At 72.2% G+C, this 20,499-nt stretch carries 22 protein-coding genes and 2 pseudogenes; 9 read left to right on the top strand and 15 right to left on the bottom strand.

Features of this window, described 5'->3' with window-relative positions; genetic code table 11:
• The first annotated feature begins 75 nt into the window (after positions 1 to 75).
• Together ACIGXM_RS35835 and ACIGXM_RS35830 are read left to right on the top strand one after the other, a co-directional pair.
• A complete protein-coding gene (locus tag ACIGXM_RS35835) occupies positions 76 to 1,581 on the top strand; it encodes an aldehyde dehydrogenase family protein (protein ID WP_396568304.1) in 1,506 nt (501 codons plus the stop codon).
• Complete coding sequence (locus tag ACIGXM_RS35830; RefSeq protein ID WP_396568303.1) at positions 1,581 to 1,940, top strand: DUF779 domain-containing protein; 360 nt, start codon at positions 1,581 to 1,583, stop codon at positions 1,938 to 1,940. The genes ACIGXM_RS35835 and ACIGXM_RS35830 overlap by 1 nt, the downstream gene beginning before the upstream one ends.
• Positions 1,941 to 1,947: 7 nt before the next feature.
• Here ACIGXM_RS35830 and ACIGXM_RS35825 read toward each other — a convergent pair whose 3' ends face one another.
• Complete coding sequence (locus ACIGXM_RS35825) at positions 1,948 to 3,177, bottom strand: serine hydrolase domain-containing protein (protein WP_396568314.1); 1,230 nt, start codon at positions 3,175 to 3,177, stop codon at positions 1,948 to 1,950.
• A gap of 221 nt (positions 3,178 to 3,398) precedes the next feature.
• Positions 3,399 to 4,271, bottom strand: coding sequence for an aldo/keto reductase family oxidoreductase (locus ACIGXM_RS35820; protein ID WP_396568302.1), 873 nt, complete (start codon positions 4,269 to 4,271; stop codon positions 3,399 to 3,401).
• Positions 4,272 to 4,406: 135 nt separating this feature from the next.
• Between ACIGXM_RS35820 and ACIGXM_RS35815 the strand changes: the two genes are divergently transcribed.
• Positions 4,407 to 4,850: a winged helix-turn-helix transcriptional regulator gene (locus tag ACIGXM_RS35815; protein WP_396568301.1), complete on the top strand. Its 444-nt coding sequence runs from the start codon at positions 4,407 to 4,409 to the stop codon at positions 4,848 to 4,850.
• A 53-nt stretch (positions 4,851 to 4,903) separates the two neighbouring features.
• Here the strand turns inward: ACIGXM_RS35815 and ACIGXM_RS35810 are convergent.
• Positions 4,904 to 5,395, bottom strand: a pseudogene (locus ACIGXM_RS35810) (transposase); the annotation flags it as partial.
• Between the two features lie 80 nt (positions 5,396 to 5,475).
• Between ACIGXM_RS35810 and ACIGXM_RS35805 the strand changes: the two are divergent.
• Positions 5,476 to 6,006 (top strand): NUDIX hydrolase, encoded by a 531-nt coding sequence (locus ACIGXM_RS35805; RefSeq protein ID WP_396568300.1) that lies wholly within the window; start codon positions 5,476 to 5,478, stop codon positions 6,004 to 6,006.
• Here ACIGXM_RS35805 and ACIGXM_RS35800 read toward each other — a convergent pair.
• Positions 5,961 to 6,617 (bottom strand): cytochrome b/b6 domain-containing protein, encoded by a 657-nt coding sequence (locus ACIGXM_RS35800; protein ID WP_396568299.1) that lies wholly within the window; start codon positions 6,615 to 6,617, stop codon positions 5,961 to 5,963. The genes ACIGXM_RS35805 and ACIGXM_RS35800 overlap by 46 nt on opposite strands.
• A complete protein-coding gene (locus ACIGXM_RS35795) occupies positions 6,601 to 7,266 on the bottom strand; it encodes a molybdopterin-dependent oxidoreductase (RefSeq protein WP_396568313.1) in 666 nt (221 codons plus the stop codon). The genes ACIGXM_RS35800 and ACIGXM_RS35795 overlap by 17 nt, the downstream gene beginning before the upstream one ends.
• A 149-nt stretch (positions 7,267 to 7,415) precedes the next feature.
• Here ACIGXM_RS35795 and ACIGXM_RS35790 point away from each other — a divergent pair, with 149 nt between their 5' ends.
• Positions 7,416 to 8,207 carry a TetR/AcrR family transcriptional regulator gene (locus ACIGXM_RS35790; RefSeq protein ID WP_396568298.1) on the top strand — a complete coding sequence of 264 codons (792 nt, stop codon included), beginning with the start codon at positions 7,416 to 7,418 and terminating at the stop codon, positions 8,205 to 8,207.
• Positions 8,208 to 8,399: 192 nt separating this feature from the next.
• Here ACIGXM_RS35790 and ACIGXM_RS35785 read toward each other — a convergent pair whose 3' ends face one another.
• The 4 genes from ACIGXM_RS35785 to ACIGXM_RS35770 all read right to left on the bottom strand — a co-directional run bounded on the left by ACIGXM_RS35785 (position 8,400) and on the right by ACIGXM_RS35770 (position 11,921).
• On the bottom strand, positions 8,400 to 9,497 hold the full coding sequence (locus ACIGXM_RS35785; RefSeq protein WP_396568297.1) for a YeiH family protein: 1,098 nt from the start codon (positions 9,495 to 9,497) through the stop codon (positions 8,400 to 8,402).
• Positions 9,494 to 10,057, bottom strand: coding sequence for a cysteine dioxygenase (locus ACIGXM_RS35780; RefSeq protein WP_396568296.1), 564 nt, complete (start codon positions 10,055 to 10,057; stop codon positions 9,494 to 9,496). Before ACIGXM_RS35780 ends, ACIGXM_RS35785 begins: the two co-directional genes overlap by 4 nt.
• 117 nt (positions 10,058 to 10,174) lie before the next feature.
• Positions 10,175 to 11,080: a LysR family transcriptional regulator gene (locus ACIGXM_RS35775; RefSeq protein ID WP_396568295.1), complete on the bottom strand. Its 906-nt coding sequence runs from the start codon at positions 11,078 to 11,080 to the stop codon at positions 10,175 to 10,177.
• A gap of 94 nt (positions 11,081 to 11,174) precedes the next feature.
• Complete coding sequence (locus ACIGXM_RS35770; RefSeq protein WP_396568294.1) at positions 11,175 to 11,921, bottom strand: amino acid ABC transporter ATP-binding protein; 747 nt, start codon at positions 11,919 to 11,921, stop codon at positions 11,175 to 11,177.
• Between the two features lie 151 nt (positions 11,922 to 12,072).
• On the opposite strand from ACIGXM_RS35770, the gene ACIGXM_RS35765 reads away from it, so the two are divergent.
• Positions 12,073 to 12,927: an aldo/keto reductase gene (locus ACIGXM_RS35765; protein WP_396568293.1), complete on the top strand. Its 855-nt coding sequence runs from the start codon at positions 12,073 to 12,075 to the stop codon at positions 12,925 to 12,927.
• A gap of 126 nt (positions 12,928 to 13,053) precedes the next feature.
• Here ACIGXM_RS35765 and ACIGXM_RS35760 read toward each other — a convergent pair whose 3' ends face one another.
• Positions 13,054 to 13,962: a MarR family winged helix-turn-helix transcriptional regulator gene (locus ACIGXM_RS35760; RefSeq protein WP_396568292.1), complete on the bottom strand. Its 909-nt coding sequence runs from the start codon at positions 13,960 to 13,962 to the stop codon at positions 13,054 to 13,056.
• A gap of 420 nt (positions 13,963 to 14,382) precedes the next feature.
• Between ACIGXM_RS35760 and fabG the strand changes: the two genes are divergently transcribed.
• Positions 14,383 to 15,150: a 3-oxoacyl-ACP reductase FabG gene (gene fabG / locus ACIGXM_RS35755; protein WP_396568291.1), complete on the top strand. Its 768-nt coding sequence runs from the start codon at positions 14,383 to 14,385 to the stop codon at positions 15,148 to 15,150.
• A 161-nt stretch (positions 15,151 to 15,311) separates the two neighbouring features.
• Positions 15,312 to 15,989 (top strand): HAD family hydrolase, encoded by a 678-nt coding sequence (locus ACIGXM_RS35750; protein ID WP_396568290.1) that lies wholly within the window; start codon positions 15,312 to 15,314, stop codon positions 15,987 to 15,989.
• Between the two features lie 39 nt (positions 15,990 to 16,028).
• On the opposite strand, the gene ACIGXM_RS35745 is transcribed toward ACIGXM_RS35750, so the two are convergent.
• Positions 16,029 to 16,232, bottom strand: coding sequence for a hypothetical protein (locus ACIGXM_RS35745; protein ID WP_396568289.1), 204 nt, complete (start codon positions 16,230 to 16,232; stop codon positions 16,029 to 16,031).
• An 81-nt stretch (positions 16,233 to 16,313) separates the two neighbouring features.
• Positions 16,314 to 16,559, bottom strand: coding sequence for a hypothetical protein (locus ACIGXM_RS35740; RefSeq protein ID WP_396568288.1), 246 nt, complete (start codon positions 16,557 to 16,559; stop codon positions 16,314 to 16,316).
• 112 nt (positions 16,560 to 16,671) lie between these two features.
• On the opposite strand from ACIGXM_RS35740, the gene ACIGXM_RS35735 reads away from it, so the two are divergent.
• Positions 16,672 to 16,947: a DUF6343 family protein gene (locus tag ACIGXM_RS35735; RefSeq protein ID WP_396568287.1), complete on the top strand. Its 276-nt coding sequence runs from the start codon at positions 16,672 to 16,674 to the stop codon at positions 16,945 to 16,947.
• Between the two features lie 15 nt (positions 16,948 to 16,962).
• Here the strand turns inward: ACIGXM_RS35735 and ACIGXM_RS35730 are convergent, their stop codons facing one another.
• From ACIGXM_RS35730 to ACIGXM_RS35720, 3 genes and pseudogenes are all read right to left on the bottom strand, one after another.
• Entirely contained in the window at positions 16,963 to 18,390 is a 1,428-nt protein-coding gene (locus ACIGXM_RS35730) for an aspartate aminotransferase family protein (RefSeq protein ID WP_396568286.1), read from the bottom strand.
• Positions 18,380 to 20,302: a 1-deoxy-D-xylulose-5-phosphate synthase gene (dxs, locus tag ACIGXM_RS35725; protein WP_396568285.1), complete on the bottom strand. Its 1,923-nt coding sequence runs from the start codon at positions 20,300 to 20,302 to the stop codon at positions 18,380 to 18,382. The genes ACIGXM_RS35730 and dxs overlap by 11 nt, the downstream gene beginning before the upstream one ends.
• A 64-nt stretch (positions 20,303 to 20,366) precedes the next feature.
• Positions 20,367 to 20,499: pseudogene (locus ACIGXM_RS35720) on the bottom strand (4-hydroxy-3-methylbut-2-en-1-yl diphosphate synthase); the annotation flags it as partial.

The following is a 20,499-nucleotide window of genomic DNA, read 5'->3' as shown; positions in this document are numbered from 1 at the left end:
CCGGGCTTCTGCGGCTAGGGTGCCGGGAGCACGCTCCGTACCGGCACCCTTCCGCAGCCCGAGGAGAGTCACACCTTGACGGTCTTCCAGCCCCCGACCTCCTTCCGCCCCCGATACGAGCACTGGATCGGCGGTGCCTGGGTGCCGCCGGTACGCGGCCGCTACTTCGAGAACCCCACCCCGGTCACCGGTCAGGTCTTCTGCGAGGTGGCCCGCGGCACCGCCGAGGACATCGAGCTGGCACTGGACGCCGCGCACGCCGCCGCCCCCGCCTGGGGCCGCACCCCGCCGGCCGAGCGCGCGCTGGTGCTGTCCCGGATGGCCGACCGGATCGAGGCCAACCTGGAGACCCTGGCGGTCGCCGAGAGCTGGGAGAACGGCAAGCCGGTGCGCGAGACGCTGGCGGCCGACCTGCCGCTGGCCGTCGACCACCTGCGCTACTTCGCCGGCGCCATCCGGGCCCAGGAGGGCGGCCTGTCCCAGATCGACGAGGACACGGTCGCCTACCACTTCCACGAGCCGCTGGGAGTGGTCGGCCAGATCATCCCGTGGAACTTCCCGCTGCTGATGGCGGTCTGGAAGCTCGCCCCGGCGCTGGCCGCGGGCAACGCGGTGGTGCTCAAGCCGGCCGAGCAGACCCCCGCCTCGGTCCTGCTGCTGATGGAGCTGATCGCCGACCTGCTGCCACCCGGCGTGGTCAACGTGGTCAACGGCTTCGGCGTCGAGGCCGGCAAGCCGCTGGCCGCCAGCAACCGGATCCGGAAGGTCTCGTTCACCGGTGAGACCACCACCGGCCGCCTCATCATGCAGTACGCGAGCGCCAACCTGATCCCGGTCACCCTGGAACTCGGCGGCAAGAGCCCCAACCTGTTCTTCGCCGACGTCGCGGCGCGGCAGGACGCCTTCTACGACAAGGCGCTGGAGGGTTTCGCGATGTTCGCCCTGAACCAGGGCGAGGTCTGCACCTGTCCCAGCCGGGCACTGATCCAGGCGTCGATCTACGACAGCTTCCTCGGCGACGGCCTGGAACGGGTGCGGGCGATCAGGCAGGGCAACCCGCTGGACACCGAGACCATGGTCGGCGCGCAGGCCAGCAACGACCAGCTGGAGAAGATCCTCTCGTACATCGAGATCGGCCAGGCCGAGGGCGCCAAGGTGCTGACCGGTGGCGAACGGGTCGACCTCGGCGGCGAGTTGTCGGGCGGCTACTACGTGGCACCGACGGTCTTCGAGGGCGACAACCGGATGCGGATCTTCCAGGAGGAGATCTTCGGGCCAGTGCTCGCGGTGACCCGCTTCGAGGGCTTCGAGGACGGCATCGGCATCGCCAACGACACCCTGTACGGGCTGGGCGCGGGCGTCTGGAGCCGGGACGGCGGCACCGCCTACCGGGCCGGCCGGGCGATCCAGGCCGGCCGGGTCTGGACCAACGCCTACCACCTCTACCCCGCGCACGCGGCCTTCGGCGGCTACAAGAACTCCGGGATCGGCCGGGAGACCCACCAGATGGCGCTGGCCCAGTACCAGCAGACCAAGAACCTGCTGGTGAGCTACTCCCCGCAGGCACTGGGCCTCTTCTGATGGCCAGGGTCGCGCTGACCGAGGCGGCGGCCGCCCTGCTGCGTCAACTGGCCGATGAGCACGGCCCGCTGATGTTCCACCAGTCGGGCGGCTGCTGTGACGGCTCGGCGCCGATGTGCTACCCGGCCGGCGAGTTCCGCACCTCGGACGCGGACGTGCTGCTCGGCGAACTCGCCGTGCCGGGGCTGCCGTTGCCGGTCCCGGTCTGGATGGGCCGCGACCAGTACGCCTACTGGTCGCACACCCACCTGACCATCGACGTCGTCCCCGGCCGGGGCGCCGGCTTCTCGCTGGAGGCCCCGACCGGCCTGCGCTTCCTGACCCGCTCCCGGTTGCTCACCGAGCAGGACGAGCGGTAGCCCCGGTCTACGCCGCGCCCTGGTCCAGGCAGGAACGCACCGCCCGGATCAGGGTGCGGGAGCGGATGTCCCCGGTCACCCCCGGCATCATCCCGTTGGTCACGTAGCCGAAGCCGATCCCCAGCTCCGGATCGGCGAAGCCCAGCGCGCCGCCCCGGCCGGGGTGGCCGAAGGCGGCCGGCGAGGACATCGGCGAGGTCGGCCCGTGCCGGAAGAAGCCGTGCCCGAAGCTGGAGTTGACGATCAGCACCCGGTCCGGTCCGACCGAGGCCGGCCCCATCGCCTCGGCCAGCACGGCCGGTTCGAGCAGCGCGGGCAGCAGTTCCCCGGGCCGTCCGCCGTGTCGGTCGGCCGCGCCGATCAGCGCCGCGTAGAACCGGGCCAGCGAGCGGGCCGTCCCGATCCCGTTGGCGCCGGGGATCTCCGCGGCCTGCACCGCCGGATCGTTCAGGTCGACGGTGGGCCGCACCGAGGCGAAGGCCCGCGCGGTGAGCGAGGTCTTGTCCTGGTAGGCGTCCACCACGGCCTGCTTGGGCCGCAGCCGCAGCCCGTTCGGCCCGGTCTGGGCGGCCTCCGGCGCCGGCAGGTCCACCAGGTGGCCGACCCGCGGCGCCGCCCCCGCGGGCAGCCCGATCCACAGGTCCAGGCCGAGCGGGGCGGCGACCTCCTCGGCGAAGTAGTGCCCGACCGAGCGCCCGCTGACCCGGCGGACCACCTCGCCGACCAGCCAGCCGAAGGTGTACGGGTGGTAGCCGTGCCAGGCCCCCGGCTCCCAGGCCGGCGCCTGCGCGGCCACCGCGGCCGCGGCCGGCTCCCAGGCGAGCACGTCCTCGACCCGCAGCGGGACGTCCAGCGCGGGCAGCCCGGCGCGGTGCGAGAGCAGCCAGCGCACCGGGACGTGCTCCTTGCCGGCCGCCTTGAACTCCGGCCAGTAACCGGCCACCGGCGCGTCCAGGTCGAGCAGGCCGCGCTGGTGCAGCAGCAGGGCGGTGGTGGCGGTGAGGCCCTTGGTGACCGAGCGCAGCACCTGCGCGGTGTCCGCGGTCCAGGCCACCGCCGGTGCGGGCCGGCCGCCGACCTCCGGCCGGGCGTCGCCGCCCCACAGGTCGACCACCTTGTGGCCGCGCAGGTACAGCGCGAACGCCGCGCCCAGCTCGCCGTGGTCCCGGAAGTTGCGTGCGAAGGCCTCGCGGACCGGTTCGAACCCCTCCGCCGTCTCGCCCCAGATCTCCACCATCGCCCGCCACCCGTCCGTGCCGATCATCATCCTGTCTGCTCTTGGCACCTTAGAGCCCGCGCAGATAGGCGGGTGGGGCACCCGGGCAGTGAGGTGAGCACAGGTCTCCGTGATCATGGAGTTGCGACGCTCTGTGACTGGGGAGACCCGTGCCCGTTCGTCCAGCATGGCTGACCGACCCGTTGTGGGACCAATTCGCGGCACTGCCGCCTGCCGTGGGGTTAGCGGCCGATCTTGTCCAGCTCGGCGAGATCGTCGTCGGAGAGCTGGAGTTCCGCGCCTGCGACGTTCTCTCGCAGGTGTGCCACCGACGAGGTGCCGGGGATCAGCAGGATGTTCGGCGACCGCTGCAACAGCCAGGCGAGGGCGACCGACATCGGCGTCGCGTCCAGCCGGGTGGCCACGGCCGTGAGCGCGGAGGACTGCAGCGGGCTGAAGCCGCCGAGGGAGAAGAAGGGCACATAGGCGATGCCCTGCTCGGCGAGCTCGTCGATCAGCTCGTCGTCTTGGCGGTGGGCGAGGTTGTACATGTTCTGCACGCACACGATCGGCGCGATCGAGCGTGCCTCTGCGACCTGTGCCGCCGTCGCGTTGCTCACGCCGAGATGCCGGATCAGTCCCTGCTGCTGGAGTTCGACGAGTGTTTCGAACGCCTCGGCGAGCGAACCGGTCACGGGGCCCTGGGCGTCGCCGAGCCGGAGGTTGACCACATCCAGCGTGTCGAGGCCGAGGTTCTCCAGGTTCCCGGTGACCGCCCTGCGCAGTTCGTCGGGCTCGCGCGCCGGGGGCCAGCCGCCCTCCTGGTCGCGGATCGCCCCGACCTTGGTCACGATGTGCAGCGCGTCGGAGTACGGGTGCAGGGCTTCGCGGATCAGCTGGTTGGTGATGTGCGGCCCGTAGGCGTCGGCGGTGTCGATGTGGGTGATGCCAAGGCTGACGGCCTCGCTCAGGACGGCGAGTGCGCCGTCGCGGTCGGCGGGCGGGCCCATGACCCAGGGGCCGGCCAGCTGCATGGCGCCGTAGCCGAACCGGGTGACGGTCAGGTCGCCCAGCGGCCAGGTGCCGCCGGGCAGCGAGGCGCAGGGAGTGCTCATGGTGTGCCCTACTTTCTTGTCGAGCCAGGGGCTGGTGCCTGATTGGCTCCTTGCACCACTATTGGTGTGTAGCTTCATATCGGGAAGTAGGCACTTCCGAGTTCGTTAGGCACCCACAGGCGAGAGGAACGGTCCATGGCGACGATGACGGCGGCCCAGCAAAGGGCACAGGCCAAGGTGGAGTACGACGCCTTCGTGGCGGCCTGTCCCAGCCGCAAGCTGCTCGACCGGATCTCCGACAAGTGGGTCACACTGATCCTGGCCGCGCTCGGCAGCGACAGCGCGCATGAGCCCGGCGCCGACTGCGCCGGCCAGCCCCGGGTGATGCGCTACTCGCAGCTGCAGCGCCTGCTGGCCGGCGTCAGCCAGAAGATGCTCACCCAGACGCTGCGCTCCCTGGAGCGCGACGGCCTGGTGTCCCGCACCGCAGTGCCGACCGTGCCGGTCACGGTCTCCTACGAGCTGACCGATCTGGGCCTGTCGCTGTACGAGATGATGCGGGGCCTCAAGGCCTGGGCCGAGGTGCACATGGACGATGTGCTCGCCAACCGCCAGACCTTCGACACCCGCGTCGGCTGAACCACAACAGGGTTGCTGACCAGCGGGAACAGTCTGCGCGTAGTCGGCGCCCTCTCACCCTTGTGCGCGATGCGGCCGTGCAGGTTGCGGGCGGCCGGTTCGGTTCGGGTCTTGTCCGAGTCGTAGCCGGCATCCAGGTGCACGGTGATGTCGTCTGGCAGCGGTCCCAGATCCTCCAGCAGGTCCAGAGTCGCGGCGAGCAGCGGGGAGTCGTGGCGGTTCGCTCCGGCGAGGACCCTGCCGAGCGGAATTCCGTAACCATCCGTCATGCCCGAGCGCTTGAGCCCCTGCTTGCCGCGGTCGACCGGTGAGCGTCCAGCGACCTCGCCGCCGCCGGGGGCCTTGGTGATCGAGCCGTCGACGGCGATCCGGTCAAGCTCCAGCCCGACGATCCGGTCGTAGGACTCCCGCGCAATCTGCTTGAGCCGCAGGAAGACGCCGAGGCAGATCCACTCGTCGCGGCGGTTGCGGATAGTAGTCGCCGAGCAGGTGGTGTCGGCGATCGCCCCACAGGTCTCCCCAGTGATCACAGAGCGTCGCAACTCCATGATCACGGAGACCTGTGCTCACCTCACTGCCCGAGTGCCCCACCCGCCTATCTGCGCAAGCTCTTAGTCTGATCGCCATGAGCAATCCTCTGGACGAACTGCTGGACGTGGTCGATCACCAGGACCGGGTCGTCGGCACGGCCTCCCGGGGCGAGGTCTACCGGCGCCGGCTGACCCACCGGTGCGTCATGGTGCTGGTCCGGGACGCGGCGGGCCGGATCTTCGTGCACCGGCGCTCGGCCGGGAAGAGCTTCGCGCCGGGGGCGTACGACGTCTTCGTCGGCGGCGTGGTCGGCAGCGGCGAGAGCTACCGCGAGGCGGCCGTCCGGGAGGCCGAGGAGGAGCTGGGGGTGACCGGGGTCCGCCCCGAGCCGCTCTTCCGGTTCCTCTTCGAGACGGCCGACCACTCCTGGTTCTGCGACGTCCACCAGGCCGAGTGGACCGGCCCGGTCACCCCGCAGGTCGAGGAGATCGACTGGCACGACTGGCTCACCGAGGACGAGGTCGCCGACCGGCTGACGCGCTGGGAGTTCGTCCCGGACGGCCGCGCCGCCTACCAGCGCTACCTGGAGCTGCGGGCCTCCTCGTCGGCGCCGGAGTCCTCGTAGGGGTCCCACTCGGGGTGCTCACGGGCCGCCCAGAGCGGGTCCACGCTGCCGGTCCGCATGCCCTCACGGGCCTGCGGGTCGCGCAGCGCCAGGTAGATGTGCCCGGCCACCACCGCCCCGATCGCCAGCGCCAGCCACTCGTGCACGAAGGTCGCCCCGGTCCGCCAGACCAGCGGCGCCAGGTGGGTGAACCACATCAGCAGCCCGGTCCCGAGCATCACCACCACCGAGCCGGCGATCCAGGCCGCCCAGAGCTTCTGCCCGGCGTTGAACTTGCCCGCCCGGCGCCGGTACGAGCGCCAGAAGGCCGCCTTCAGCCACTCCCGGTCGTACGGCGCGAAGCGGTTGAGCCGGCCCAGGTCGCGCCGCAACGCCCGGGAGCCGAGCCCGAGCAGCAGCGGCACCGGCAGCAGCACCCCGGCCCACTCGTGCACGACGGTGACCAGCCGGCGCCGCCCGACCAGCTCGGCGAGCGGCGGGAGGTAGAGGCAGGCGGCGGTGACGACGCAGACCAGCATCAGGGTCGCGGTGGTCCGGTGCACCCAGCGTTCGGCCCGGGTGAAGCGCGGCAGCCGGCCCACCACGGCGTCGGGCTCAGCTGGTCGGGGCATCGTCGCGCCCGTTCGACTTGCCGACCCAGGCGTCCACGTCATAGCCGTAGTGCTCCCAGTAGCCGGGTTCGACGTCGGGCGTGACGGTGATGCCCGACAGCCACTTCGCCGACTTGTAGAAGTACATCGGGGCGACGTAGAGCCGCACCGGCCCGCCGTGGTCGTGGGTGACCGGCTTGTCCTGCATCTTCAACGCGACCAGCACGTCGTCCCGGCGGGCCTGGTCCAGGGTGAGGCTCTCGGTGTACTCGCCGTCGAAGCAGCTGAACTTCACCGCGGTGGCGCCGGAGCGCACCCCGGCGGCGTCCAGCAGGTCGGCCAGTTTCACCCCCTCGAAGGGCGTGCCGGGCACCCGCCAGCCGGTCACGCACTGCACGTCGTGCACGATCCGGTGCTGTGGCAGCGCCTGCAGATCGGCCAGCGTGTAGCTGGTCGGGTGGTCGACCAGGCCGTCCACGGTGAGGGTGTAGTTCGCGGCCGTCCTGGTCTGGACCGCCCCGGTCACCGAGTAGTACTGGAAGCTGCCGGAGTCCGGCAGCAGGCCGGTCAGCCCGGTCGGGTCGTCCTTGGAGAGCCCGGTGAGCACCGAACTCACGGCGCGGGAGAGGACCGGCGCCGCGGCCACTCCGGCCACACCGAGGCCGATCATGCCGAGCACCACACGTCGGCCGACCGGCGTCCCGCTGGTCGGTGCATTGTCGTTCACGGATCCATTGTGGTCAGTCAAGATGAGGACCGGACAGCCTCGGGCCGGGAACGTCAGACTTTCGAAAGGATCCTGCGGATAGGCTGACCGGCATGGCCTCCCGTACGCCCGCAGCGGCGCCCCGGACCCCGCCGCGGCGCCGGCTGAGCGTCGACGAGCGGCGCGAGCAGCTGATCGCCGTCGCCCTGGAGCTGTTCAGCGCCCGCCCGCCGGAGGAGGTGTCGATCGACGACATCGCGGCGGCCGCGGGCGCCTCCCGGCCGCTGGTGTACCACTACTTCGCGGGCAAGCAGGCGATCTACGAGGAGTCGCTGCGCCGGGCCGGGCAGGAGCTGGCCGGCCGCTTCGAGGAGCCGGCGACCGGACCGCTCTCGGTCCGGCTGTACCGGGTGATGGGCCGCTACCTGGACTTCGTGGCCGAGCACGGGCCCGGCTTCGCGGCCCTGCTGCGCGGCGGTTCGGTGGCCGCCAGCCCCGGCGCCGACGCGGTGATCGACGACGTGCGGCGGGCCGCGCACGACCGGATCCTGGCCCATCTGGCGCTCGAACACCCGACGCCCGGGCTGCGGCTGACGGTCCGGACCTGGATCGCCAACGCCGAGATCAGCTCGCTGGAGTGGCTGGCCGACGGCCAGCGCGAGCCGCGCGAGGAGCTGCAACTGCGGCTGGTGCAGGACTTCGTGGCCGCGCTGGTGCTGACCGCCGCCCGGGAGCGCGACCGGCGGCCCGAGCTGGCCCTGGCGCTGGCCGGCTACCTGGCCGACGAGCGGCCGGACGGCCCGACCGGCGCGCTGGTCCGCGACCTGGCCGGGCTGCTGGCCGGGCCGGGCCTGGCCGCCGTGCTCGGCCCGCTGGCCGCGGAGGAGCCGTCCGAACAGGGCTGATGGAACGCTCCTCCGGCGTGGTGGGCCCGCCCCGGGCCGGCTCGCCGAGTTGCCGCGTGGCGTCGGGGCCGGCCGGGACACCGGCCACCGGCCGCCCGACCCGCCGGCGCCGAACCACCCACCGCGCCGGCCGGGTTGGTCAGGACGGTCCGAGCAACACCACCCGGGCGCGCGACAACTCCCGCGCCGTGCTCAGGTGGTGAGCAGCACGCCGGCGTACGACACTCCGGCCACCACCACCCAGGAGGCCAGCCCCAGCGCGGCCACCCGGCCGCCGGTGCGGGCCATCACCGGCAGGTTCACCGCCGAGCCGAGCCCGAACAGCGCTGCGGCCAGCAGCAGTTGCTGCACCTGGTCGGCCGCGTTCAACGCGCCGGCCCCGAGCAGTCCGGTGCTGCGCAGCAGGATCGCCGCCAGGAAGAGTGCCACGAAGAGCGGCAGCACCGGCGGCCGCTTGCCCTGCGCGCCGGTACCGTCGGCGCCTCGCGCGCCGAGCCGGCCGCGCCGCACGGCCACCGCCACGCCCGCGACCAGCGGTGCCAGCAGCACCACCCGCATCAGCTTGACCAGCACGGCCTCGCGCAGCGCGGCCGGCCCGGCGGTCTGCGCGGTGGCCACCACCTGCCCGACGTCGTGCACGCTCGCGCCGACCCAGCGGCCGAACTCCGGCCCGTCCAGCCCGAGCGGGTGCTGCAACAGCGGGAGGACGGCGATCGCCAGGGTGCCGCAGAGGGTCACCAGCGCGACCGAGGTGGCGATGTCCTCCTCCTCGCTGCCGGTCACCTCGCTCACCGCGCCGATCGCCGAGGCGCCGCAGATCGAGTAGCCGGTGGCCACCAGCAGCGGCTGATCGCCGGGCAGCCCGAGCCGCCGGCCGAGCCAGTAGGTGCCCGCGAAGGTCGCCACCACCACCGTCAGCACCATCGCCACGGTGGCCCAGCCGAGTCCGGCCACGTCCGTCAGGCTGAGCTTGAGCCCGAGCAGCACGATGCCGGCCCGCATCAGTCGCTTGGCCGCGACCCCGAGGCCCTTCTTGGCCCGGGTCCGGACCAGTGCGCGGGCCCCGGGCAGGTGGGCCGCGGCGATCCCGAGCACCACCGAGGCGGTCAGCATCGGCACGGCCGGCACCGCCCAGTGGACGGCCAGCGCCAGCAGCACGCCGCCGACCGCCATCAGCAGGCCGGGCAGCGCACCGGACGCCCCGGGCGGCGCCGGCGCGGCGGGCTCGGCGGCCGTGGCCTCGTCGGGCGTCAGCTGGACACCGCCGTGCGCGGCGTTGGTCAGCGTCACGACGACGGCTCGTCGGTCGGCACCTGGTACACCCGGCGGATGCTGCTGCCCAACCGGGCCACGTCCGCGCCGTACACGTGGATCGAGATCGCCTTCCCGGCACCCGAGTTCCGCACCCGGTGGATGTCGCCGGGCGGCGCGAAGCCGCAGACCGAGCCGAGCGGGTTGACCACGTCCTCGGTGAACGCCAGTCGGGCCACCGGCCCGCCCGGGACCAGCCGGAACCGGCGCTCGCTCTCCTCGCCCCGGTGCACCCCGGTGACGCACCAGGAGACGTGGTCGTGGACGCAGGTCCGCTGGCCGGGCAGCCAGACCAGGGCGACCACCGAGAAGCTGCCGTCCTCCTCGGCGTGCAGCACGTGCTGCCGGTAACGCTCCGGGTCGCCCTCGCACTGCTCCTCGGTGAGCAGCGCGGGGTTGCCCAGGTACGGTCGCAGCCGCTCCCCGACCAGGTGCGCGGTCGGCTCGGGGGGCAGGCCGAGCGCGACCACCTCCCGGATCTCGGCGATGAGCGCATCGGCCGGCGTCAGGCTGCGGGTGATGGCTGTGGTCAGGGTCATGAGCACCAGCCTGCGACCGCATCACCCATCAGGTCCAACGAGGGATTCTTCGCGTTCGCCAACTCCTGCTTATGTGCCGACTTCGGGAAATCACTCCCCGTATTCGGCTGGCTACCTTCAGCAGCCGACCCGGGTGGCCGCTGCCGAGCGCAGCCCGTCCAGCACCAGCCCGGTCGCGGGCAGCGCCAGGTGCTCGCGCAGCACGTACGCCGAGACCTGCCGGCGGACGTGCGGCTCCAGTGTCCGGCCGGTCACCTTGCGGTGGTTGAGGAAGGAGAGCACCAGCGAGGGTGCCACCGCCAGGCCCACCCCGGCCGCCACCAGGCTCTGCAGCGCGAGGTTGTCGTCGGTGGTGAACACGATGTCCGGTTCGAAGCCCTCGTCCGCGCAGACGTGCAGGAAGTTGGCCCGGCAGCGGGCGCAGCCGGCGATCCACCGGGCCTGCTCCAGCTCGCTCAGCCGCACCGCGTGCCGGCGGGCCAGCGGGTGCCCGACCGGAAGCAGCACCGTCAGCAGGTCCTCCATCAGCCGGATCTCCACCAGCTCGGGCGGCACCTCGGCCCGCATTCCCGGATAGCTGAAGGCGAGCGCGATGTCGCACTCCCCCGCCAGGAGCCGCTGCAGCGACTCCGGCGGCTCGGCCTCCAGCAGCTCGACCCGGACCCCGGGGTGGTCGGCCAGCAGCCGGGCCATCGCCTCCGGAACCAGCGTGGCATTGGCGCTGGGGAAGGCGCAGAGCCGGACCCGCCCGGCGCGCAACCGGGCCATCGCCTGCACCTGCCGCTGGGCGGCGCCCAGGTTGCCGAGGATCACCTCGGCGTGCCGGGCCAGCGTCTCGCCGGCCTCGGTCAGCCGCATCCGCCGGCCGTCCCGGGTGAACAGCTGGATCCCGGCCTCCCGTTCCAGCGCCCGGATCTGCTGGGTGACGGCGGGCTGGGTGTAGCCGAGCGACCGGGCGGCGGCGGTGTACGAGCCGGTGGCCACCACCTCGTGGAAGGTCCTGATGTGCCGGGAGTCGAACATCACAGAATCATAAGCAGAAGTTTGGCAAAGTGGACACTGCCTGGGGTTCACCCATTGTCGGCCCAGCAACCCCACCTGTCACAGCCGTAGCGGGTCAGTGCTTGAGGACCTTGGCCAGGAAGTCCCGGGCCCGCTCGCTCCGCGGGTCGCGGAAGAACTCCTCCGGCGGCCGGTCCTCGATGATCCGGCCGTCGGCCATGAAGACCACCCGGTCGGCCGCCGACCGGGCGAAACCCATCTCGTGGGTGACCACCAGCATGGTCATCCCCCCGGCGGCCAGCGCGCGCATCACGTCCAGCACCTCGGTGACCATCTCCGGGTCGAGGGCCGAGGTGGGCTCGTCGAAGAGCAGCGCCTTGGGGTCCATCGCGAGCGCCCGGGCGATCGCCACCCGCTGTTGCTGACCGCCGGAGAGCTGGGCCGGGTAGGCGTCCGCCCGGTCGGGCAGGCCGACCCGCGCCAGCAGCTCGCGGGACCGGGCCTCGGCGGTCTCCCGGTCACGGCCGCGCACCCTCTGCTGCGCCAGCGAGACGTTGCGCAACGCGGTCAGGTGGGAGAACAGGTTGAAGGACTGGAAGACCATCCCGACCTCGGCCCGCAGCCGGGCCAGCTCCGGCCCGCTCTCCGGCAGCGGCTCGCCGTCGATGGTCACGCTGCCGCGGTCGATCGACTCCAGCCGGTTGATGACCCGGCAGAGCGTGGACTTGCCCGAGCCGGACGGGCCGATCACCACCACGACCTCGCCCCGGCCCACCGTCAGATCGATGTCCCGGAGCACCCGCAGCGCCCCGAAGGACTTCTCGACCCCGCTGAGCTGGATCAGCGGCTCGAAACCGGTCACCCACGACCCCTTCCGCCCGGCCCCGCCACCGATTCTCCCCGGTTTTTCCGCTGAAGCCCGAACAAATTCGCACGAACGGGAACAGAGTCGGCCGCCGGCCGGTTGACCCCAGCGGTACCACTGGACGACATCGAGAAGGGCGTTCCTTCGCGTGAGCACCATCCCCAACCTCACCCTGAACAACGGCGTGCAGATCCCGCAGCTGGGCTTCGGCGTCTGGCAGGTCCCGGACGCCGAGGCGACCGCCGCCGTGCGGACGGCCATCGAGGCCGGCTACCGCAGCATCGACACCGCCGCGATCTACGAGAACGAGACCGGCACCGGTCGGGCACTCCAGCAGGCCGAGGTGGCCCGCGAGGAGCTCTTCATCACCACCAAGCTGTGGAACAGCGGCACCCGTGACTGGTCCGGCCCCGCCGGGCGGGACGCGGTGCTGCGCGCCTTCGACGAGTCCCTCGCCAAGCTCGGCCTGGAGTACCTCGACCTCTACCTGATCCACTGGCCGCGGCCGATGCACGGCAGCTACGACAACGTCTGGAAGGCCTTCGAGCAGCTGCTGGCCGACGGGCGGGTGAAGGCCGTGGGCGTCTCCAACTTCGGCCCCGAGCAGCTGAACCGGCTGTTCGAGACCAGCTCGCTGGTGCCGGCGCTCAACCAGGTCGAGCTGCACCCGCACTTCCCGCAGCACGAGCTGCGCGCCTTCCACGCCGAGCACGGCATCGCCACCGAGGCCTGGAGCCCGCTGGGCCAGGGCCGCGACCTGCTGACCGACCCGGCGCTGGTCAAGGTCGCCGAGAAGTACGGACGCACGGTCGCCCAGGTCGTGCTCCGCTGGCACCTGCAGAGCGGCGTCATCGCGATCCCCAAGTCGGTGACCCCGTCCCGGATCCGGGAGAACCTGGACGTCACCGGCTTCGAGCTGGACGCGGACGACCTCGCGGTCATCGACGGCGCGGCGACCGGCGTCCGACTCGGCCCGGACCCGCAGACCTTCGACTGGAACTGACCCCGGTCTGAAACCGACGCTCCACACATCAGCCGGAGGGCCCCAACGGTACTGGGCCCTCCGGCTGATGTGTGTTGCCGAGGTGCGCGAGTGGTGAATCGTTACGCCACTCGTGCGAGCGAATCGTTACGCCGCGGGTGCGAGCCGGGCCGCCTTCGCCAGCAGGACGACGGCCTGGGCGTGCTCGCTCTCCTCCAGCGGCGCGAGCAGCTGCCGCTCCACCTCGGCCACCCCGGCCGCCGCGCTGTGCAGCAGCTCCTGGCCGGTCGGCGAGAGCGAGAGCAGGTTGCGCCGCCCGTCCGAGGGGTCCCGCCGGCGCAGCACCAGACCGCGCCGCACCAGGCGACTGACCATCTCGGCCATGGTCGCCTTGTCCAGCGAGGCCAGCTCGCCGACCGTCCGCTGGTCGGCCCCCGGCTCGGTCTCCAGCGCGTCCAGCACCGCGTACTGGGGTGCCGTCAGCTCGCTGCCGACGTGCTCGGACCAGAGCTTGGTATGGACCTGCTGTCCGACCCGGATCAGGTAGCCCACCGCCCGCTGGGCGTCCAGCAGCGGCCGCAGGTCGGTGAGCGCGGCCACCGCGGCGGGCTCCAGTCTGGCTATCCGCGCCAGCACCCGGACGAGCTCGAGCTGCTCCTGGGGCGAGAGCGGTTCGAACAGCGTGCGCTGCACCCGGACCACCCCGCCGGTGGCCTCCCGGACCGCCTGGGCCCCGCTCTGCGAGAGCGCGAGCAGTTTGCGCCGGCCGTCCGCCGGATCGCGGCGGCGCAGCACCAGGCCACGCCGTACCAGCCGAGCGACCATCTCGGCCATCGTCGCCTTGTCCAGCGACGCCCGCTCCCCGACCGTGCGCTGGTCAGCGCCGGGTTCGAGGGCGAGCGCGAGCAGGACCGCGAACTGAGGAGCCGTCAACTCGGCTCCGACGTGCTCTGACCACAGCCGGGTGTGCACCTGCTGGGCCACGCGGATGAGGTGCCCGGGCGACTGCTGCAGTCGTCCGGGTACACGGGTCGTCGGGATCTCCCCCAGCACCATGAATCCGTCCTGATGTCACACCCGGCGTGCTGTGGGACACCCGGGCGGGGCAGTAGCGGCGTGCTGGCCTCCCCCGGTGACGGATCGAGATTGACCGCAGTGATTTCGACCCGGATCGAGGGGAGCTCCGCCGTGCAGCCGACGGCTGCTGGCGCACACTATACAAACGCATTCCTGCGAGTGGCAGGCAGGGGCGCATAGTAGACGGATGTTCGGGGCACTTGTGGTATTTCGTCCCGTGCCGAGGGGCCCGCCACTCGCCCGGGTGGTCTCCTTCTCCCCTACCTTACTCGCCGGTAGGGTGGCCGGACGGCGCTCCCGGCGCCGTCCTCCCGGCCCTAACGCTCCGTGAGGACGGCCGCCGGGACCCGACATCCACTCAGCTCCCACTCAGCTCACACTCAGCGAGACGAGGATTCCATGACCGAGCAGAGCAGCATCCCCCGGGTCGCCATCGTCACCGGGGCCGCCCGCGGCATCGGCGCCGCGACCGCCCAGCGCCTGGCCGCCGACGGCTACGCCGTCGCGGTGGTCGACCTGGAGGAGTCGGCCGGCAAGGACACCGTGGACCGGATCGTGGCGGCCGGCGGCCGGGCGCTCGCGGTCGGCGCGGACGTCTCCGACGAGGCCCAGGTGCAGGCCGCCGTGGACCGGATCGCGGCCGAACTCGGCGCCCCGGTGGTCCTGGTGAACAACGCCGGGGTGCTCCGCGACAACCTGCTGTTCAAGATGTCGGTGGCCGACTGGGACACCGTCATGAACGTGCACCTGCGGGGTGCCTTCCTGATGACCCGTGCGGTGCAGAAGCACATGGTGGACGCGGGCTTCGGCCGGATCGTCAACCTCTCCTCCTCCTCGGCCCAGGGCAACCGCGGCCAGGCCAACTACTCCGCCGCCAAGGCCGGTCTGCAGGGCTTCACCAAGACCCTGGCCATCGAGCTGGGCAAGTTCGGCATCACGGCGAACGCGGTCGCCCCCGGCTTCATCGCCACCGACATGACCGCCGCGACGGCGGCCCGGGTGGGCATGGAGTTCGAGGCGTTCAAGCAGGCGGCGGCCTCGCAGATCCCCGTCCAGCGGGTCGGCGTGCCGGAGGACATCGCCAACACCATCTCCTTCCTGGCCGGCGAGGCCGCCGGTTTCGTGTCCGGCCAGGTCATCTACGTCGCGGGCGGTCCGCTCGACTAGTACGTACGCCGTAGTGGATCTCGTCCACGCCGATCACCGTGCCCCCGCGTGCCACCACCCGGGGGCACGGTCGCGTCCGGGTGGATCCAGCCGGACACGACCGGGCCCCTGGCGCCGGCACGGCCCCGGCGGCGAGGATCACCGGTATGAGCAAAGGCGTCATGTTCGATTTCTCAGGAACCCTCTTCCGCGTCGAGTCCACCGAGCGGTGGCTGCGCGCGGTCCTCGCCGAGACCGGCCACCAGCTGTCGGAGGAGGAGCTCCTCCGCTGTGCCGAGCGGCTGGAGTCGGCCGGCGCGCTGCCCGGCGGCGCCTCCCCGCGGCAGCTGCCCGCCCACCTGGAAGACCTCTGGCAGCGGCGCGACCTGACCGCCGAGCAGCACCGCGCCGCCTACACCGCGCTGGCCCGGGAGGCCGGGCTGCCGTTCGCGGAGCTGGCCGACCCGCTCTACCAGCGGCACATGCGGCCCGCCGCCTGGCGGCCCTACCCCGACACCGTCCGCACCCTGGAGGAGCTGCGGCGCCGGGGCGTCCCGGTCGCGGTGGTCAGCAACATCGGCTGGGACCTGCGTCCGGTCTTCCGCCACCACGGCGTCGAGCACCTGGTCGACGCCTACCTGCTCTCCTTCGAGTACGGCGCGCAGAAACCCTCCCCGGCGATCTTCCGGGCGGCCTGCGAGCGACTCGGTCTGGCCCCGGCCGATGTGCTGATGGTCGGTGACGACCGGGTCGCGGACGCCGGCGCCGCCGCCCTGGGCTGCCCGGTCCACCTGGTCGAGCACCGCCCGGCCGACCAGCGGCCGGACGCGCTCAGCGCCGTGCTCGACCTGCTCGCCTGAGCGACCCCGCGAAGCTGGGCACCATCACGAGCGGCCCGGTCACTGCTGGCCCTCTGCCCGCAGCCGGGCCGCCTCGGCGACCATGGCGGCCCGCTCGGCCCGCCGGGCCTTGCGCGCCTCGTCCGCCCCGAGCGGTTCGACCACGTGGAAACAGGCACCGCAGACATAGCCGCCCTCGGGGCCCTCGGAGACCGGGGTCCCGCAGTGCGCGCAGTACCGGGAGTAGGTGACGGTGGCGACCATGGCGACCTCGCATCGAGCACGAAGAGTGCGACCACGGTAGCGTCCTGACCCCTGCTCGGACAGGGCGGCGCGGTGAACTCTTCAGACGTCCGCGGGGTGCGCGGCGATCGAGCCCGTCCCGTCGCAGGTGCGGCACGGCTCCTCGCGGTAGGCCTGCTTGCTGCCGTCCGCGGAGACCCGGTAACGGGTGTAGGTGCCGGTCCCGGTGCACAGGAAGCAGTTGCCACCGCCGTCCCGCTCGGTGGTGCCGGTCCCCTTGCAGGTCCGGCACTGCAGCCCGGCCAACCGTCCGGTACCGGTGCAGATGGTGCACACCGCGATGCTCACGCCGGTCCTCCCTGCCGCGCGCCCCTGGGCGGGGCCGATCCACTCCATGAGCCTACTGCCAGTCGTAGCCTGGAACTGTCCGGTCCGACGAGGCGGACGGAGGTGGGCCGGCATGCGGTACGCGACCACGCCCAAGCGGTGGAGGAGCGGGACGGAGCCGGCCACCGCGCGCAGCGACCTCAAGCTGCGCTTCCTGCTCTCGATGATCTTCACCCCCGTCTTCGCGCTGATGACCGCCGCCTTCGCGGTCGGCGCCGCGATGGCCCAGCCGAACGGCGTGCCGAGCCGCGGCACCCTGGTCGGCTTCGCCATCGCCTGCGCCGTGCTGACGCTCTTCGCCGCGATCGACCTGTACGTGGTGATCCGGCGCCGCCGCGTCGAGCTCTGACCGCCGCCGGGCCGCTCAGCGGCCGGCCACCGCCTGCTTGACCAGGGTCCGCCCGAAGTCCCACATCAGCCCGCTGCCCCGGTGCGCGTCGTCCATCACCTCGCTGAAGGCATCGACGAACCGGTCCACCTCGCGTTCGGTGATGATCAGTGGCGGGATCAGCTTGATCACCTCCAGGTGGTCCCCGGAGACCTGGGTGAGGATCCGGTGCTTCTGCAGCAACGGAACCACCACCATCTGCGCGAAAAGTCCCTTCCGGGCGGCCTGCAGCGCGGTCCAGCCGGTCCGCAGCTTGAGCGACCTGGGCCGGCCGAACTCGATGCCGATCATCAGCCCGCGCCCGCGCACGTCGGCCAGCAGCTCGTACTTCTCGGTCAGCGCGGCCAGGCGGGAGCGGAACAGGTCGCCGACCCGGCGGGCGTTCTCCACCACCCGTTCGTCGCGCATCACGTGCAGGGTGGCCAGCCCGGCCGCCATCGCCTGCGCGTTGGAGCCGAAGCTCGCCGAGTGCACCAGCACCCGGTCCATCGAGGAGTAGACCTTCTCGAAGATCCAGCCCTTGCCCAGGGTGGCGCCGATCGGCACGTAGCCGCCGGAGAGCGCCTTGGCCGCGCAGACCAGATCCGGCTGCACCCCCTCCTCGTCCTGGTAGGCGAAGAACGCCCCGGTCCGCCCGATCCCGGTCTGCACCTCGTCGCAGATCAGCAGCGCCTTGTGCTCGTGCAGCAGCTCCTGCGCGGCGCGCAGCCAGCCGGGCGGGGCGGCGTGCACGCCCTTGCCCTGGATCGGCTCGACGATCAGCGCGGCGACGTCGCCGCGGCGCAGCTCACGGGCGAGCGCCGCGAGGTCACCCAGCGGGATCGCGGTGTCCGGCAGCAGCGGGTCGAAGCCCTTGCGGAAACCGCTCTCCCCGTTGACCGAGAGCGAGCCGGTGGTCAGGCCGTGGAAGGCGTGCTCGCAGTAGAGCACCCGGCCCCGGCCGGTGGCGTACCGGGCGAACTTCAGCGCGGTCTCCACCGCCTCGGTGCCGCTGTTGCCGAAGAAGACCCGGTCCAGCCCGGGGGTCTCGGCCAGCAGCTGCTCGGCGAGCAGGCCGGGCAGCGGTGGGCAGTCGAAGCGGGTGAGGTCGGGCAGGTCGAGCTCCATCACCTGGCGGAGCGCGTCGCGGACCACCGGGTGGTGCCGGCCGAGCGCGAAGATCCCGAACCCGGCCAGCATGTCGAGGTACTCGTTGCCCTCGTCGTCGTAGAAGTACGCCCCCTGGGCCCGCTGGTAGGTCCTGTCGAAGCCGATGGTGTGCAGCATCCGCGGCAGCTGCGGGTTGAGATGACGGCTGTGCAGCTCGTACCGCTCGGCGCCGCGCTCGGCGAGCAGGGCGGACAGGTCGAGGGCGTTGGGGGTCCCCCCGGCCGAGGGCGAGGGGGACGGTCGGTCAGCTGGCACGGTGCTCGTTCACTCCTCGGATCGGCAACAGTCGCTTGGCGAAGGCGGCGGTCTGGGCGGCGATGCCGGTGCCGGTCAGCCCGGCCTCCTCCAGGATCTCGCCGCGGGCGGCGTGGCTCAGGAACTCCTGCGGCAGGCCCAGGTCGCGCAGTGGGGTGTCGACGTCGGCGTCGCGCAGCGCCTGGGCCAGTGCGCTGCCGACGCCACCGGTGCGGCCGCCGTCCTCGACGGTGACCACCAGCCGGTGGCCGGCCGCGAGCCGGACCAGCTCCGGGTCCACCGGCTTGACCCAGCGCGGGTCCACCACGGTGGTGGCGAAGCCGTCGGCGGTGAGCAACGCGGCGGCGTCCAGGCAGGCGGGCGCCATGGTGCCCACCGAGACCAGCAGGATGTCCTGGCCGGGGTGGGCGGGCAGTTCGGTGCGCAGCAGCACGTCCACGCCGCCGATCCGGTCGACGGCGGGGACGGCGGGACCGATCTCGCCCTTGGGGTAACGGACCACGGTCGGGGCGTCGCTCACCTCGACCGCCTCGCGCAGCTGGACACGGAGCTGCTCGGCGTCGCGCGGGGCGGCCAGCCGCAGGCCCGGCACGACCTGCAGGAGGGAGAGGTCCCACTGGCCGTTGTGCGAGGCACCGTCGTTGCCGGTGACGCCGGCCCGGTCCAGCACGAAGGTCACGCCGAGCCTGTGCAGCGCGACGTCCATCAGCACCTGGTCGAAGGCCCGGTTGAGGAAGGTCGCGTAGACCGCCACCACCGGGTGCAGGCCGGCGGTGGCCAGGCCGGCCGCCGAGACGGCCGCGTGCTGCTCGGCGATCCCGACGTCGAAGATCCGGTCCGGGAAGGCCTTGGCGAACGGTGCCAGGCCGACCGGCTGCAGCATCGCGGCGGTGATCGCCACCAGGTCGGGGCGCCGGGCGCCGAGGTCGAGGATCTCCGCGCCGAAGACCGAGGTCCAGGAGGTGCCACCGGAGGGCGAGATCGGCAGGCAGGTGTACGGGTCCATCGCGTTGACCGCGTGGAACCGGTCCGCCTCGTCCTGCTCGGCCGGCCGGTAGCCCCGGCCCTTGACGGTGAGGCAGTGCACGATCACCGGCCCGCCGAAGCCGCGGGCCCGGCGCAGCGCGGACTCCACGGCGGCGATGTCGTGGCCGTCGATCGGGCCGAGGTACTTCAGGCCGAGGTCCTCGAACATGCCCTGCGGCGCGAAGGAGTCCTTGAACCCCTTCTTGGCGCCGTGCAGCGCCTCGAAGATCGGCTGGCCGACCACCGGGGTGCGCTGCAGCGCCTCCTTGCCCCAGGCCAGGAAGCGCTCGTAGCCCTGGGTGGTGCGCAGCGTGGCCAGGTGGTTGGCGAGGCCGCCGATGGTCTTGGCGTAGGAGCGCTCGTTGTCGTTGACCACGATGACCAGCGGCCGGTCCTGGGCCTCGGCGATGTTGTTGAGCGCCTCCCAGGCGAGGCCGCCGGTGAGCGCGCCGTCGCCGATCACCGCGACGGTCTGCCGGTCGGTGCTGCCCTGGATCTGCTGGGCCTTGGCGATCCCGTCGGCGTAGCCGAGCACGGTGGAGGCGTGCGAGTTCTCGATGAAGTCGTGCTCGGACTCGGCCCGGGACGGGTAGCCGGAGAGGCCGCCCCGGGAGCGCAGCCGGCCGAAGTCCTGACGTCCGGTGAGCAGCTTGTGCACGTAGGTCTGGTGGCCGGTGTCCCAGAGGATCCGGTCGCGCGGCGAGTCGAAGACCCGGTGCAGCGCGATGGTCAGCTCGACCACCCCGAGGTTGGGGCCGAGGTGGCCGCCGGTCCGGGTGACCGCCTCGATCAGGAAGTCCCGGATCTCCTCGGCGAGCTCCGGCAGCCTGTTGGCCGGCAGCTGCTTGAGGTCGGCGGGTCCCCGAACGGACGACAGCAGTGACATTGCTCCACCTCTCGACTCGGTGCCGCACTGACTGACGGAACGCCTCCGCGCGGTACGTCTCTGCTCAGCCTGCCGTGATCACGGCGGGCGTGCCTGTCGGGCCGCCCTCGGCCTGCATCTCCTCGGCGAGCTTGAGGGCCTCCTCGATCAGGGTCTCCACGATCCTCGACTCCGGCACGGTCTTGATCACCTCACCC

It is taken from the genome of Kitasatospora sp. NPDC052896 (genome assembly GCF_044547075.1).
GTDB lineage: Bacteria > Actinomycetota > Actinomycetes > Streptomycetales > Streptomycetaceae > Kitasatospora.
Note: the sequence above shows the minus strand (reverse complement) of the source record. Positions and strands in the feature narration are given on the sequence as shown.